Origin of the sequence: Streptomyces odontomachicola, assembly GCF_039605595.1 — a bacterium.
Classification (GTDB): Bacteria; Actinomycetota; Actinomycetes; order Streptomycetales; family Streptomycetaceae; genus Streptomyces.
Genome location: NZ_JBCFOK010000013.1, coordinates 149,945 through 165,057, shown reverse-complemented (window position 1 = coordinate 165,057; position 15,113 = coordinate 149,945). Strand labels below are relative to the sequence as shown.

Here is a 15,113-nt window from a genome sequence, read left to right as displayed (position 1 = left end):
GGGTGAGCAGCAGTACGCAGCCGGGGCGCGCCGACGGGGGCCCGGGCGCCGCGCCGCCGCGCCTGCTGATCGCCGGCGACAACCCGGTGGTGCGGGCCGGCCTCACGGTCCTGCTGGAGCGCCGCGAGGACGTACGGGTGCTGGGCGAGGCGCCGGGCGGCGGGGCGGCGTGGGAGGCCGCGCGGCTGTGGCGGCCGGATGCGGTGGTCCTCGATGTGCGGGCACGCGACGCCGTACGGGATGCCGCCCTGGCACGCGCACTGGAGCGGCTGGCCCCGGTCCAGGCGCTGGCCCATGAGCGCGGGGTGGCCGAGGGCTGCCTGGTACACGGCGAGTTCACGATCGACGAGCTGGTGGCGCGGGTGTGCGCGCTGCGGGAGGGGCGGGCCGTGGCATCGGCCGCGGTGTGCGCGGTGGGTGCTTCGCCCGCGCCGGTGCCGCGCGGGCGGATACCCGTAAGGGAAGGGGCGGGTGCGCCCTTAGGGGGCGTCCCGGGTCGGAATCCCGCCGAGGTTTCGCACACGCCTTCGGGGCGGCCCGGTGATGTGGCACAGTCTGCGTCCATGCGACGACGGTGGGCCACGGGGACACCTGTGCCCCGCCCCCACTACGGGCTGAGCGGCAGGGAGGAGGAGGTCATGGGGCTGATCGCCTCGGGAATGACCAACTCCCGCATCGCCGCCGCCTGTTGCATCAGCGAGAAGACGGTGAAGAACCACATCAACCGCATCTTCACCAAGCTCGACGCCCGCAGCCGCAGCGAGGCCATCGCCCTGTGGCTGGGCACGGCACACTCCGGGCGGCCGGGATGAGGGCCCGCAGACTGGACGGAAGTTGGGCCCTGGGGCCCATGCGCGCGAGGGACGGGGCGACATACGGTCCCGAAGCGGGCGGCGCGCCACCGGGGGACGGCCACGCGGCCACGTCGTCGGACAACGGAGGGGAACACGATGCCGAACACCAACCGCAACTGGCCCCGCTTCCTGCGGGAACGCGCGGCGGCGATGCGGGGGAGTGCGGGGGAGCGGGGGGTGAGTGCGCTGGAGTACGTGGGGATGGTGATCATCGTTGCGGCGATCATCCTCGCCATCAAGCAGTTGAACCTCGGGCCCATGATCGCCGGGGCCGTCTCCGGCGCCGTCCAGAAGGTGATCGGCGGCGGGTGATCCGGCTCCGCCGGAGCCGTGACGAGGGAGCGACCGCCATCTTGTACACGGCAGCCATCGCGGGCCTGCTCTTCATGGCGTTCGCCTTCTTCGCGGTGGCCCAGGCGAGCACCGTGCGCAACGGCGGGCAGACGGCGGCCGATTCCGCCGCGCTGGCCGCGGCGCAGGACGACCGGGACCAGCTCTTCGACGGCTTCCTCGGTGCCGTCGGCGACGGCGATTCCTGGCAGGACTGGCTGGACGGCATCGGTGGCTTCTCCGCCGACGGCTGCGGCCGTGCCGAGGAGCTGGCCGGGAAGAACCGTTCCGACGTCCTGAGCTGCGACCCGGTCACGCGCGACGGCCACGACGGCTACACGGTCGAGGTGCGTACGCGGTTCGACACGGGCGACACCGTCGTCCCGGGCGCGGACCACAAGAAGGCAACCGCCACGGCGACCGCGGTCGTGAAGCCGCGGTGCGACTTCGGGGACGGCGCCAAGGCCATCGAAATCACCTGTGACGGCGAGGACTTCACCATCGACCCGGATGGCAAGGGAGACCTCGGCATCGGGCCTTCCGACCTCTTCTCGGTAGTGCTGGTCGACTGATGAGCGAAGAACGGACAGGGGACGAACGAGCCATGAGCAATCGGCACTCCAGGCGGGTCCGCAGGGGACTGACCGCAGCCGCGATCACTGCCGCGCTGGCCCTCGGGGCTGCCGGATGCGGCGGTGACGAGGGCGGCGGAGACGCCAAGAAACCGGCGAAGCAGGGCCAGGGCGACCGAGCCTCGGCCGACCGCGGCTCCGAGCAGCAGCCGTTGGCAGAGGTCAAGGGCGGCAAGGAGATCACGCTCACGATCAACTCCGCGAAGCGCGAGGCGGGCGGGTTCGTCACCGTGTCCGGGACCGTCCACAACGGCGGCGGGAGCATCTGGAGCGCCCCCGGCTGGCAGGGCGACGAGACGGAACTCATGGACAAGAACGTGGGCTCCGTGGCCGGCGCACGGTTGGTCGACAACGAGGGCAGGAAGCGTTATTACGTGCTCCGCGACACGGATTCCCGGTGCCTGTGCACAAGCTTCCCGCAGGGAATCCAGGCCGGCGAGACCAACTCCTGGTACGCCCAGTTCCCCGCCCCTCCCCAGGGCAACAACAAGGTCGACTTCCAGATCGCCGACATGCCGCCGGCCAGCCTCACCCTCTCGGGAGGTGAGTGACCGCATGCCGCGCCCCCGTACGGAGGTCGCCCGGCTCCTCGCCTGCACCTCCGCCTCGGTGCTGCTGATCACCGGTCTGGGCACGGTGACCGCGCACGCCGACCCCACCCCCACACCCGCGCCCTCGCTCCCCGGCGCGGACAACCCCACCTCCATCCCCACCGAAGGGGGCGCCCCCTCGCTGCCGGGGCAGACCGGTGAGGCCGGGGGTGCCGCGCCCAAGTACAGCGAACCGCCGGACAACATCGGGGACTCCAAGCCCCCGGTGAAGGTCGACTCGCAGGCCGCGGGCCTGCGGCTCGCCGACGGGGCGCGGCTCGCGCCGCCCAAGGTGCTGGACATCAAGTTCGTCACCGAGGACCTCGGCGGCGACGAGCGCCGCGAGGACAGCACGGTGAAGACCAAGTTCACGCTCCAGGCCGAGGTGCTGTTCCCCAAGGACAGCCCGAAGCTCAACAGCACCGGCACCACCCGCATCAAGGACATCGCCGCCGAGGCCAAGAAGCAGAAGTCCTCGCAGGTCAACGTCTTCGGCTTCACCGACGACCTCGGCTCGTACGAGCACGGCAAGAAGCTCTCCAAGAAGCGCGCCGACACCGTGCAGACCGAGCTCGCCAAGGAACTCGGCGCCAACGTCTCCTTCAACGTCCGCGGTTACAGCGAGGACTACCCGATCGCCGACAACAAGACCGAAGAGGGCCGCAAGAAGAACCGCCGCGTCGAGGTCTCCTTCCCGCGCCAGGACTGACCGCGATGCGGGGTCGGGGGCTGCGGCAGCCGTCGGGGCTGCGCGCGTGGACCGTCGGCTGGCCGACCGGCGCGGCGCACAGTCTCGGGGTCGCGCTGCTCGCCGTCACCGAGCTGGTGCGCTGGGACGTCGGCCCCTACGGGTTGCGCAGGCCGGACGGTGAAGTGCCGCTGTACGCGGCGGAGTTCGGCCGCATAGCGGACACCTTAGGGGGTCAGCCCTGGTACCGCCTGGCCACCCGGCTGTGGGAGGCGATGACCTTCGGCGAACCGCGCGCCGTCCTGTGGGCCGCGGTCTGCGCCGCGCTGGTCGTACGCCTCAACCGCGAGGGCCCTCCGCTGGTGCAGTGCGTGCTCTCCGTACTGTCCGCCCTCTACTGCATACCGGCCGCCCTCGCTGGTCTGCCTTATCTGGCCCTGGCGGGCTGGTACGCGCTCCCGTTCGTGCTCACCTTCGGTGCCGTGGTCACGGCGGCAGCCACCCGCAGAGGCACCCCCTTACGGGACACCCCGGAGAGGGCAAGCCCCTAGGGGCCGCCCACGAGGGGCCCGACCCTTAGGGCCCGCCCCCTTAGGGCCACGGTCCTTAGGGCTCAACTCCTAGGGGTCCGCCCCCTAGTGGCCCACCCCACCTTCGCCGCGCACATCACCGTCCGCCCGCCCTCGACCCGCCAACTCCACTGCTGCCGAGGGGCGTCCGCCTCACCGCCGCACAGGCCGGCAGGCGCAGGAGAAGGGGCATCGCGGTGTACGGCAGTCACCCTCAGCACGTGGTCGTAGGGGCGCGGCAGCTTGCGTGCGTCGCACGGTGGGGCCGACATCAGGTCGGCCTCGGCGCGGTGACCTCGTACGGAGGCCAACAGGCAGTCGCCGGCGCGCACTTGGCGCGACACACACAGCACCGTCGCACCCCGTGCCGTACGGTGCGCCCACAGATCCCGCCCGGAGCCGCGCGGACACGCCTCGGGGTCGGCCCGCACGGCGGTGACCAGGAGGTACGCCGTACGAGCCCGGCAGCTCATCCGGATCTCGCCGGACGGAGAAGCGGCGCTCCACCCGCGCCCGTCGCGGGTGTCCCGGTGCGCGGCCAGGCACGCGCCGGCCCGCACCGAGCGGAAGGCACGCGTCACCGGATCGCCGGGCGGCGGGGGAGAGGCGGCGGGCCCACCCCTAGGGGACCCGGAAGGGGCCGCAGGGCTCGGCGCCGGCTGCGGGTCCTCTCCCCTAGGGGCCCCGGGAAGAGCGGAGGCGCCCCGGCCCGAACGCGGCTCCGGCGCGCCGGAGCCGCCGCCCACGGAGGCGTCCGTACCAGGTCCTGGCCCCGGCGACCCCGGACGCGCGGACCCCGAGGTCCCCTGAGACACCGGCGAGGGCAGGCCCGCCGAGGGATCGGCCGAGCTCACCACCCTGGGAAGGATCAGGGTCGCGAACAGCGCCGCCGCGATCAGCAGCCGCCGGCGCCCGCGCCGCGCCAGGTCCTCCGGGCCCTCCTCGGGCTCCTCCGGGTACTCCTCCCAGGTCTTCAGGAGATCCTGCTTCCTGCCCCGCCACCACCGCACGACCGAACCGCCCCCCGCCGTCCGCCGACTGCCGCCCGGCGGCCGCCGCCGGAGCGTCAGTCCATGGTCGCCGAGCCGCCGCTCTCGGGGGAGGGGGCGTATCCGGGTCCCCGGTTCCACGGCCCGGACTCGCGTGCCAGGGCCAGTGTCAGGGCCCGGAAGATCGCGACCTCGGGGTCGGGCTCGTTACGCCGCACCGCCAGATAGCTGCTCTCCCAGGGGGCGTCCCTTACGGGTACGAAGACCGCGCCGGGCCAGGCGTAGTAGCGCGCGAACGAGTACAGCCCCGAGCCCGCGGCGTGCCCGGTCACCACGCCGGTCAGCACCTCCTGCGGGGTCAGCGCGTACGCGGTGCTGCGGCGCCGCGCCTCGCAGCCGAAGTACAGGTACTGGGTGAAGGGCCGCGGCGTGCGTTCCGGCACCCGGAAGAACGGCAGCCCCGCGACGTCCGCGACGTCGGCCCCGCTGTGCCGGGCGTCCGCGAGAGAGGAGGACTCCGGGACGACCACGATCCGCTGCTCGGTGGTCAGCACGTCCGAGACCACCCGCTCGTCGTCCGGCACCGGCCGTACGAAGGCCACGTCCACCCGGTCCTCGACCAGCGCGGACGCGTGCTCGGTGAAGTCGAGCTGGCGCATCTCGACGCGGACCCCGGGACGTGCGCGCCGGTACGCGTTCACCGCGGCGGGCGTCAGCTCGGCCGAGCCGTGCCCCATGATCCCGACCCTCAGGGGACGCCTCCGGGGCGCGCCGGGCCCCGGACCCGCCCCCGAGCCGAACCCGGAGCGCGCGCCGCGGATCCCTCCGCGCCCCGCAGACGACCCGGAGACGCCGGGCCCGCCCTGCCCGGTGGCATCGGCGGACTCGGTGAGCTCGGCCAGGTCGGCCACCGCCGCGTCGGCAGCGGCGAGCAGGGTGCGGGCGTGCCCGGCCAGCCGCCGGCCCGCGTCCGTGGGCGCGACGGGGTTGCGGTGCAGCAGGCGGGTGCCGAGCTCGTTCTCCAGGCGCCGTACGTGCTGCGTCACGGCGGGCGGGGAGAGGAAGAGCCGCGCGGCGGCCCGTCCGAAGTGCCCCTCCTCCACCACCGCCAGGAAGGACGACAGCAGGCGAAGGTCCATACCGCCAGGGTAAGCGGGTTCCGAGCCGGCATCCCAAGGCCGTTCACGACTTGTGAACGGCGGCGGCGCGCGGCCCGCGCCCGCCCGTACAACGGGTTCCATGACCACGACGACGACACCCCCGATACCCGCAGGAGAAACCCCGAGACGGCCCCGGAGACGACCCGCCCCCTACGGGGTGCGCGCGGGCTGGATGATGCTGGCCTCCGGGTGGAGCGCCAACCAGTTCTCCGCGCTGCTCGGCGCGTACCGCTCCGAGACCGGGCTGTCGGCCTCGGCCGTCACGGGCCTGTTCGCGGTGTACGTCGTCGGGCTGATCCCCGGGCTGCTCGCCGGCGGGCCGCTGGCCGACCGGCACGGCCGCCGCCCGGTCGCGCTGACGGCGCTCGCGGTGAACGTGCTGGCCAGCGCGGTGCTGATGGTGGGAGCCGGCGCGCCCTGGCTGCTGCTGCCGGGCCGCTTCCTGACCGGCGCCGGGGCCGGCGCGCTGCTCGCCGCCGGCAGCGCGTGGGTCAAGGAGCTGTCCGCGCCGCCGTACGCGGAGGAGGCCGGGCCCGGCACGGCGGCCCGCAGGTCGGGGCTGTTCGTCTCGGCCGGCTTCGCCAGCGGCGGGCTGGTCGCGGCGCTGATCGCGCAGTGGGCGCCGGAGCCGATGGTGCTCGCGTACGTTCCGCACCTGCTGCTGGGCGGTGCGGCCTGGGCCGCCGCGTTCCGTGCCCCGGAGACCGGCGTACGGGAGCACGCCCCGCGCCCCGTAGGGGAGAACCCTGCCGAGGCCCCTGTCGACTGGCGCCGCTTCCGGCGCGCGGTGCTGCCGCTCGCGCCCTGGGTGTTCGCGGCGCCCACGGTCGGCTTCGCGACCCTTCCGGGTCTCACCGAGGGGCGGCTCGCCGGGTGGGAGACGGTGTACGCGGGGGTCGCGACGCTCGTCGTGCCGGGGTGCGGCCTGCTGGTGCAGCCGCTTGCGCGGCGGCTCGCGGCGACCGGCACCGTAGGGCTGCTGGTCATGGCCGCGGGCTTCGCGCTCGCCGCGCCCGCAGCGGCCTCGGGGCGGCCGGACCTCGCGCTCGTCGCGGCGGCCGTGCTCGGCACCGGGTACGGGCTGGTCCTCACCCACTGCCTGACCGAGACGGCGGCCTCCGCGCCGCCGGCGCACCTGGCGCTGGTGAGCTCGCTCTTCTGGACGGCCGCGTACGTGGGGATGTTCGCCCCGTTCGTGATCACCCTCCTGTCGGGGGTGACGGCGCCGTGGACGCTTCTGGCGTCCGCCGCGGTGCTGGTTCTGGCGACGAACGCGCTGTTCCTGCGTCTGCGCGGTCGCGGCTGACCGGGTGTGTCCCGTCCCCGCTGTGACCGCCGGCCCTTTGCGCTGCTGGTTGCTTCCCGCTGCGGCGGGATTCGGGTGGGTGGTTGCGCCCGACTTGTGAGTTACGGCCCGCCCTACGACGCTCCGCGCCTCCGGTCGGGCCTCCGCCCGGTCTGCGGTGTCCGCGGATTGCGTACGAGCCGTCGTGCCTGGTCTGTGGGCCCGCGCCCCGGGCACCCGCGCAACCACGAGCGGGACGGGGCCCGCCCCGCCCCCGTAAGCTCGCGCCCGTGTTGTGGACCTTGGCCCTGGTCGTCATCGCCGCCGGATACGGCGCCGCCGCGGGCGCGCTGCTGCCCCGCGCCGCCTACCGCTTCGCGGTGCCCGCGGGCGAGGACCGCCGCACCCACTGCCCGGAGGGCCACCCCCTAGGGGGCCCGGCGAACGGCTGGCTCGGCAGCGCACGGTGCAAGCACTGCACCCCCAGCACCCCACCCCCACCCGGCGCCGCCCTCCTCCCCGCCCTCACCGCAACCACCTGCGCCGCCCTCGCGCTGACCACAGGACCCCGCCCAGAACTCGTGGCCTGGCTGCTCGCCGCGCCCCCCGCCGTACTGCTGGCCGCCGTCGACTGGCGGGTCCGGCGCCTCCCCGACGCGCTGACCCTGCCGTACGCGGCCGGCCTCGCGCTCCTGCTGGGCGCGGCGGCGCTGCTGCCCGGAGCGGGCGGCGACTGGGTACGCGCGCTGCTCGGCGGCCTCGCGCTGGCCGCCTGCTACGTCGTGCTGTTCCTGATCAACCCGCGCGGCATCGGCTTCGGCGACGTCAAGCTCGCGGCCCCCGTAGGGGTAGCCCTTGGGTGGTACGGCTGGCAGGTGCTCTTCGCCGGGGTGTTCCTCGGCTTCCTGCTGGCCGCGGTCTACGGCCTCGCGCTGATCGCGGCCCGCCGCGCGGGGCGGAAGAGCGAGGTGCCGTTCGGGCCCTTCATGCTCCTGGGCGGCCTCGGCGGGGTGCTGCTCGGCGGGCTCGCGGCCTGAAGAGCCTGAGACGGATTCTGAGACCACTGGGGCGCCGGTGTGAGACGCGTCACGTGAGGTAGATGAATCTTTGATTAATCCGGCTCTATGGAGCCTTCCTCCCGATAGTTGAGGAACGAAGCACTCCCGCACAGGGTCTAGGGTGGAAGTCCCCCCTCGGGCCGGTCCGTCTCCCCCCACGGACCGGCCCGCTTTTCGTTTCCGGCCCCCTACGGGTCACCCCGTACGGGCCTCAGCGTTCTTCGCTGCTGCGGGCCCAGATGTTCGTGCCGGGCTCGGAGACCGCGTACTCGTCGATCTCGCGCAGGTCCTCGTCCGTCAGCTCGGGCGCCTTCAGCGCCGCCACGTTGGACTCCAGCTGCCGGGTGCTGCTGGCGCCGATCAGCGCCGAGGTCATCCGCTGGTCCCGCAGCACCCAGGAGAGGGCGAGCTGCGCGAGCGACTGGCCGCGGCGCTCCGCGATGGAGTTGAGGCCGCGCAGCCGCCGCACCACCTCGTCGCTCAGCAGGTCCGGATCGAGCGACTTGCCCTGCGAGGCGCGCGAGCCCTCGGGCACCGAGCCGCCCAGGTACTTGTCCGTCAGCAGCCCCTGCGCCAGCGGCGCGAAGGAGATGCAGCCCATGCCCTCGCTCTCCAGCGTGTCGAGCAGGCCGTCCTCCTCGGTCCACCGGTTCAGCATCGAGTACGAGGGCTGGTGGATCAGCGCCGGCACCCCCATCTCCCGCAGCAGCGCGGCCGCTTCGCGCGTGCGCCGCGCGTTGTACGAGGAGACGCCCGCGTACATGGCCTTGCCCGACTTCACCGCCGAGGCCAGCGCGCCCATGGTCTCCTCCAGGGGCGTGTCCGGGTCGAAGCGGTGCGAGTAGAAGATGTCGACGTAGTCGAGGCCCATCCGGCGCAGCGAGTTGTCGAGCGAGGACAGCAGGTACTTGCGCGACCCCCACTCCCCGTAGGGGCCGGCGTGCATGAAATAGCCCGCCTTGGTCGAGATGACCAGTTGCTCCCGGTACGGGCGGAAGTCCTGCGCGTACAGCTTGCCGAAGTTGAGCTCGGCGGAACCGGCGGGCGGGCCGTAGTTGTTGGCCAGGTCGAAGTGCGTGATGCCGAGGTCGAAGGCGCGCCGCAGGATCGCGCGCTGGGTCGTCAGGGCGCGGTCGTCGCCGAAGTTGTGCCACAGGCCGAGGGAGACGGCGGGCAGCTTGAGCCCGGAGCGGCCGGTGCGCCGGTATGTCATGGATTGGTAACGGTCGTCCGCTGCCCGGTAGGGGAAGGGGACGGCGTCGGTGGAGGAGGGGAGCGGGGCATCGTGCGTTGTCATGGGCTATGTCCTATCAACCCCAGCCGCACGCGAGGGGCAGGGACCGCAGTTCGATTGCGCGGCGCCCGACTTCGTCCCTGCGGGTGACTGACGCTAGGGTTCTGGGATTCCGGACTCGGCATGGAGGGGCTGGCAGATCCCATGAAGCTTCGCGACCTGGTGTACAAGCTCTATGCGCGCCGGGTGGAGGACCGTCTCGACTTCGACCGTGGCCCCAAGCACATCGGCGTCATCCTGGACGGCAACCGCCGCTGGGCGAAGGCTTCCGGCGGTACGACGGAGCAGGGGCACAAGGCCGGCGCCACCAAGATCCAGGAGATGCTGGGCTGGTGCACCGAGACGGACGTCGAGGTCGTCACCCTGTGGCTGCTCTCCACGGACAACCTGAACCGCCCCGAGGAGGAACTGCTCCCGCTGCTCGGCATCATCGAGGACACCGTGCGCGACCTGGCGGCCGACGGCCGCTGGCGCGTGCACCACGTGGGCCAGCTCGACCTTCTGCCGGCCGGCACGCAGCGCGTGCTCAAGGAGGCCGAGCACCAGGCGGGGGACAACGACGGGATACTGGTCAACGTCGCGGTCGGCTACGGCGGCCGCCAGGAGATCACCGACGCGGTCCGCTCGCTGATGTCCGACCGCGCCGAGCAGGGCGTGACCCTCGACGAGCTCGCCGAGAAGCTCACCGTCGAGGACATCTCCGAGCACCTCTACACGCGCGGCCAGCCGGACCCGGACCTCGTCATCCGCACCAGCGGCGAGCAGCGCCTCTCGGGCTTCATGCTCTGGCAGAGCGCGCACTCGGAGTACTACTTCTGCGAGGTCTTCTGGCCCGCGTTCCGCAAGGTCGACTTCCTCCGCGCGCTCCGCGATTTCGCGGTCCGCCACCGCAGGTACGGCAACTGAGGCCGAGCGGGACAGGGTTCGGGGACACGTACCACCGCGGCTGAGGCCGCCGGGCGGCGCGCGTACGCGGTCGCCCCGATGAACATCCGGCGACACGCGGCCGAACGAGCGGAACGCGCCGTGTTCCCCAGCGGGCCGGAAGCGGCGCAGCAGCGCACCGCTGTCCCCCATTCGCCTCTGGGGCGTGGGTTACGTCATTGCATGGGCGGGCGCAGACGGGGAATATCCCTCCCATAGCCGGGCCCGAACGATGGGTACCGGCGCCGGGAGGCCCGATTTGCAGACCACGGACGCCCGCGCCAGGCGCGCGGAGGACGGGGAGGGCCGGCCGCCGGCCCGCGCTGCGCGGGCAGGGACCGGTCTCTTCCACAACTGCGGCCCCGTCGGCCCGGCCGGCGGAACCCCGCTCCCCGACCTCTTCCGAGGGGGTTCGTCCACCCGTGGTGACCAGCAAGAAGCGCAATGAGTTCGGCCGCCGCACCTATGTCATCGACACCAGTGTGCTGCTCGCCGACCCGACCGCCATCGACCGTTTCGACGAGCACGAACTCGTCCTTCCGGTCGTCGTCGTCACCGAGTTGGAGGCCAAGCGGCATCACCCAGAGCTGGGCTACTTCGCGCGCCAGGCGCTGCGCAGGCTGGATGAGTACCGGGTGCGGTACGGCAGGCTGGATGCGCCCATCCCCATCGGCGAGCTGGGCGGCACGCTCAGGGTGGAGCTGAACCACTCCGACACCACGGTCCTCCCCGCCGGCTTCCGGCTCGGGGACAACGATTCGCGGATCCTGGCCGTGGCCAGAAACCTCCAGGCAGAGGGCGACGACGTCACCGTCGTCTCCAAGGACCTGCCGCTGCGCATCAAGGCGTCCTCGGTCGGGCTGGTCGCCGAGGAGTACCGCGCCGAGCTCGCCATCACCGAGTCCGGCTGGACCGGGATGGCCGAACTCACCCTGCCGGGCGAGGACATCGACGAGCTGTTCGCGGCGGGCAGCGCCTTCGTGCACGAGGCGTCCGAACTCCCGGTGCACACCGGCCTGGTGCTCCAGTCCGAGAAGGGCAAGGCGCTGGGCCGGGTCACCCCGGACGGCCGCATCAAGCTCGTACGGGGCGACCGCGAGGCGTTCGGGATCAAGGGCCGCAGCGCGGAGCAGCGCATCGCGCTGGACCTGCTGCTCGACCCCGAGGTCGGGATCATCTCGATGGGCGGCAGGGCCGGTACGGGCAAGAGCGCGCTCGCGCTGTGCGCCGGCCTGGAATCCGTACTGGAGAAGCGGCAGCACGAGCGGGTCATGGTCTTCAGGCCGCTGTACGCGGTGGGCGGTCAGGACCTCGGCTATCTGCCGGGCACCGAGGCCGAGAAGATGAACCCGTGGGCGCAGGCGGTGTTCGACACCCTGTCCTCGGTCACCTCCCGCGAGGTCATCGAGGAGGTGGTGGGCCGCAACATGCTGGAGGTCCTGCCGCTCACGCACATCCGCGGCCGCTCGCTGCACGACGCCTTCGTGATCGTGGACGAGGCGCAGTCGCTGGAGCGCAACGTGCTGCTGACGGTGCTCTCCCGGATCGGCGCCAACTCGCGGGTCGTTCTCACCCATGACGTGGCACAGCGGGACAACCTGCGCGTCGGCCGGTACGACGGCGTGGTCGCCGTGGTGGAGAAGCTGAAGGGCCACCCCCTCTTCTCGCACATCACGCTGAACCGCTCGGAGCGCTCGCCGATCGCCGCGCTGGTGACCGAAATGCTGGAGGAGGGCCGGGTGTGAGGCAGTTGGGCGGCCAGTCCCTTTTCGGGTCGGCTGCCCGTTTTCTCTGACGGGCTTTCCGTAAAACTTCGCGGAGAGTCGTACGGGGTCCGAGGGGAGAACCAACGGCCGCCGGGTGCCACGCACATGTGGCAGTCGGCGGCCTCATCTGTGCCGCGAGTGTGTGCGTGTGTCCGATCTGCGCCGGTGACCTGGAGTGACGCGCAGGTGGGTGACGGAGCGTCAGCAGCCCTGCGCTGAGGCCGCAGTTGAGGCGGGCAACCTACCCCTGTGCTGTCCGGCCCGCTCGTTTTTCCGGCAACGAGAAGCCCCAAACCCCCTGTGAGCTATCCCACTCGGCACGGAATTGATTCGCGCCGTCCGCTTCCGGCAGTGTGTGGGCTCGTCAGGCCCCGCATGCGACACACCGGTACCTCCAGGGGCACCGGGACACAGAGCAACACAGAACTGAACAGCCGTCAGTCGCATGCCGCCCGAAGCACCACGCGGGTCCTCCCGTCACGTCGGGAGGTCCCCTCCGGGCCAGCACCTCCGGTGGCCACGTACCAGGGGAGGTCAGTGCCAGGGGCACACATGCGCCCGCGCGGTCACCCATGCGGGCACGTTGGAAGGAAACCGTGTGACTCGGATCTCGGTCCGGGGATTCGCCGTGGCGTCCGCCACCGCGGTCACCACCGTCGGCGCCGTCGTCGGTGTTGCCTCGGGGGCCCAGCAGGGCCAGCAGACGTCCAACGACGTCGAGGCCACTGCCGCCGACTCCACGCTCCTCGCGGACATACCGGCGGGTCAGCAGACCCAGGCGCAGACAGCCTCCCTGTCGCAGCAGGCGGACACCGCGTCCTCCGTAGCCGATGCGGAAGCACAGAAGTCCGCAGAGGAGGCCGCGCGCAAGCAGGCGGCAGAGGACGCAGCAGCCAAGAAGGAGGCCGCCAAGAAGGCGGCAGCCGAAAAGGCGGAGAAGGAGCGCCAAGAGAAGCTCGAGGCGAGCCGCTCCGAGGACCGGGGCCCCATCGGGGACCTGGGCGACCTCGGCAAGAAGGGCTCGTACTCGATCGGCGAAGTCAAGTCGATGGCCCAGCAGATCGTGGGCGGCGGCGACTTCCAGTGCTTCTCCAGCATCGTCGACGACGAGTCGGGCTGGGACTACCAGGCCACCAACCCGTCCAGCGGTGCGTACGGACTGATGCAGGCGCTGCCCGGCTCCAAGATGTCCTCGGCGGGCTCGGACTGGAAGACCAATCCGGCCACCCAGATCAAGTGGGGCCTGAACTACATGAACGACCGGTACGGAAGCCCCTGCGAGGCGCTGAGCTTCCGTCAGGCCAACGGCTGGTACTGACCACCGGGTCGCACACAGCGCATAGAGCGTGACCGATGTCCCCGGTCCGGGCCGACGCCCGGGCCGGGGACATCGCGCGTCCGGGGGCCACGAGATCTTCCCCGCCGGTAGCCTCGGGTTCCGGACCACAGGCAGCAAGGCTTTCCGGAACGCGGAGAGGGGCGGAGGACGTGGGATGACGAGCAGGTTCGACAAGGCGTGGTCGGGCGTACGGCACTGGGCCTCGGGCATAGCGGAACGGCGTGCCGAGGACGCCGTCGGCAGTGACATGCCCCCAGCCGACCCGGTCAGGGAACCGCCCACCCCACAGGCCGCGCAGCACACCGTTCCCGCGCCCCCCGACTACGCGCCGGCCGTCGGCGCCGACCGCCCGCCGCCCCCGGCCGTGGTGCCCTGGGGCATGCGCGTGGCCGCCGAGGTGGGGTGGCGGCTGCTGGTGCTGGCCGGAGTGATCTGGGTGCTGATCCAAGTGGTCAGCACCATCAGCCTGCTGGTCGTCTCGTTCTCCGCCGGGCTCCTGATCACGGCGCTGCTCCAGCCGACCGTGGCCCGGCTCAAGCGGCTCGGGGTGAGCCGCGGACTGGCCACCGCGATCACCTTCATCACCGGCTTCGTCATCATGGGGCTGGTCGGCTGGTTCGTCGTCTGGCAGGTCACCGAGAACCTTCCTGCGCTGACCGACCAGGTGCAGGACGGCATCAAGGAGCTCAAGCACTGGGCCGTCAGCGGCCCCTTCCACGTCTCCGAAGGCCAGATCAACAACATCGCGACCACGGTCAGCGACTGGATCGGCAACAACAGCAATGAGGTCACCTCCGCCGGACTGGAGGGCGTGACCGTCCTGTTCGAGTTCCTGTCGGGCGCGCTGCTGTCGATGTTCGTCACGCTGTTCCTGCTGTACGACGGGCGGCGCATCTGGAACTGGACGCTGCACTTCGTGCCGGCCGCGGCCCGCGAGGGCGTCAAGGGTGCGGGCCCGCGCGCGTGGATCACGCTCACCGGCTATGTGCGGGGCACCGTCATAGTGGCCATGATCGACGCGATCTTCATCGGCATCGGCATCTACTTCCTGGACGTGCCGATGGCGGTGCCGCTGGCCGTCTTCATCTTCCTCTTCGCCTTCATCCCGATCGTCGGCGCGGTGCTCTCCGGCGCGCTCGCCGTGCTGGTCGCGCTCGTCACCAACGGCGTCTTCACCGCGCTGCTGGTGCTCGCCGTGGTGCTCGCGGTGCAGCAGATCGAGAGCCACATCCTCCAGCCCTTCATCCTCGGCAGGCTGGTGCGGGTGCACCCGCTCGCCGTGGTGCTGGCCGTCACCGGCGGCAGCCTGATCGCGGGGATTCCGGGCGCCGTCGTCTCCGTACCGCTGGTCGCGGTGCTGAACACGGTCGTCGGCTACCTCCGCGGGTACGCCGAGGAGCAGGCGCTGCGGCGCGCCTCGGCCGCGGGGCACGGCGGATCGACGTCCGCCTCGTCCGCGCCGCCGGGCCCGGAGGACGGCGGGTCGCCGCCCGCCGAAGCCGGTGAGCAGTCCCCGGAGGGCTCCCCCGAGGGCGGTACGAAGACCGAGCGCCGCCACCAGGAGCCCGGGACGTACGACGGCCAGTGAAGCGAGCCCCTGAGGGGGAGTCAGACCTACCCGGCGCGGGGTGCCGT

At 72.1% G+C, this 15,113-nt stretch carries 14 protein-coding genes; 12 read left to right on the top strand and 2 right to left on the bottom strand.

From position 1 onward, the window contains the following. The first annotated feature begins 2 nt into the window (after positions 1-2). The 6 genes from ABEE00_RS23680 (at position 3) to ABEE00_RS23655 (ending at position 3,645) form a co-directional block, all read left to right on the top strand. Positions 3-812 carry a response regulator transcription factor gene (locus tag ABEE00_RS23680; RefSeq protein ID WP_345747642.1) on the top strand — a complete coding sequence of 270 codons (810 nt, stop codon included), beginning with the start codon at positions 3-5 and terminating at the stop codon, positions 810-812. 138 nt (positions 813-950) lie between these two features. After that, complete coding sequence (locus tag ABEE00_RS23675; RefSeq protein WP_345747641.1) at positions 951-1,166, top strand: hypothetical protein; 216 nt, start codon at positions 951-953, stop codon at positions 1,164-1,166. Between the two features lie 41 nt (positions 1,167-1,207). Then, positions 1,208-1,756, top strand: coding sequence for a pilus assembly protein TadG-related protein (locus ABEE00_RS23670; RefSeq protein ID WP_345747640.1), 549 nt, complete (start codon positions 1,208-1,210; stop codon positions 1,754-1,756). A 32-nt stretch (positions 1,757-1,788) separates the two neighbouring features. After that, positions 1,789-2,367 (top strand): hypothetical protein, encoded by a 579-nt coding sequence (locus ABEE00_RS23665; protein ID WP_345747639.1) that lies wholly within the window; start codon positions 1,789-1,791, stop codon positions 2,365-2,367. Between the two features lie 4 nt (positions 2,368-2,371). Further along, positions 2,372-3,115 carry an OmpA family protein gene (locus ABEE00_RS23660; protein WP_345747725.1) on the top strand — a complete coding sequence of 248 codons (744 nt, stop codon included), beginning with the start codon at positions 2,372-2,374 and terminating at the stop codon, positions 3,113-3,115. A 5-nt stretch (positions 3,116-3,120) separates the two neighbouring features. Continuing rightward, positions 3,121-3,645 (top strand): hypothetical protein, encoded by a 525-nt coding sequence (locus ABEE00_RS23655; protein WP_345747638.1) that lies wholly within the window; start codon positions 3,121-3,123, stop codon positions 3,643-3,645. A 1,084-nt stretch (positions 3,646-4,729) separates the two neighbouring features. Here ABEE00_RS23655 and ABEE00_RS23650 read toward each other — a convergent pair. Continuing rightward, the gene (locus ABEE00_RS23650; protein WP_345747637.1) at positions 4,730-5,791 is read right to left on the bottom strand and encodes a LysR family transcriptional regulator; all 1,062 of its coding nucleotides are present in this window, start codon (positions 5,789-5,791) and stop codon (positions 4,730-4,732) included. 100 nt (positions 5,792-5,891) lie between these two features. Here ABEE00_RS23650 and ABEE00_RS23645 point away from each other — a divergent pair, with 100 nt between their 5' ends. Together ABEE00_RS23645 and ABEE00_RS23640 are read left to right on the top strand one after the other, a co-directional pair. Continuing rightward, positions 5,892-7,118 carry an MFS transporter gene (locus ABEE00_RS23645; protein ID WP_345747636.1) on the top strand — a complete coding sequence of 409 codons (1,227 nt, stop codon included), beginning with the start codon at positions 5,892-5,894 and terminating at the stop codon, positions 7,116-7,118. A gap of 269 nt (positions 7,119-7,387) precedes the next feature. Next, positions 7,388-8,134 carry an A24 family peptidase gene (locus tag ABEE00_RS23640; protein ID WP_345747635.1) on the top strand — a complete coding sequence of 249 codons (747 nt, stop codon included), beginning with the start codon at positions 7,388-7,390 and terminating at the stop codon, positions 8,132-8,134. 232 nt (positions 8,135-8,366) lie between these two features. Here ABEE00_RS23640 and mgrA read toward each other — a convergent pair whose 3' ends face one another. Continuing rightward, positions 8,367-9,452 (bottom strand): L-glyceraldehyde 3-phosphate reductase, encoded by a 1,086-nt coding sequence (gene mgrA / locus ABEE00_RS23635; RefSeq protein ID WP_345747634.1) that lies wholly within the window; start codon positions 9,450-9,452, stop codon positions 8,367-8,369. Positions 9,453-9,593: 141 nt separating this feature from the next. On the opposite strand from mgrA, the gene ABEE00_RS23630 reads away from it, so the two are divergent. The 4 genes from ABEE00_RS23630 (at position 9,594) to ABEE00_RS23615 (ending at position 15,066) form a co-directional block, all read left to right on the top strand. Further along, complete coding sequence (locus tag ABEE00_RS23630; protein WP_345747633.1) at positions 9,594-10,355, top strand: isoprenyl transferase; 762 nt, start codon at positions 9,594-9,596, stop codon at positions 10,353-10,355. 440 nt (positions 10,356-10,795) lie between these two features. Then, on the top strand, positions 10,796-12,118 hold the full coding sequence (locus tag ABEE00_RS23625) for a PhoH family protein (protein WP_345747632.1): 1,323 nt from the start codon (positions 10,796-10,798) through the stop codon (positions 12,116-12,118). Between the two features lie 619 nt (positions 12,119-12,737). Then, positions 12,738-13,457 carry an aggregation-promoting factor C-terminal-like domain-containing protein gene (locus ABEE00_RS23620; RefSeq protein ID WP_345747631.1) on the top strand — a complete coding sequence of 240 codons (720 nt, stop codon included), beginning with the start codon at positions 12,738-12,740 and terminating at the stop codon, positions 13,455-13,457. Between the two features lie 175 nt (positions 13,458-13,632). After that, a complete protein-coding gene (locus ABEE00_RS23615; protein WP_345747630.1) occupies positions 13,633-15,066 on the top strand; it encodes an AI-2E family transporter in 1,434 nt (477 codons plus the stop codon). Positions 15,067-15,113 lie beyond the last annotated feature (47 nt).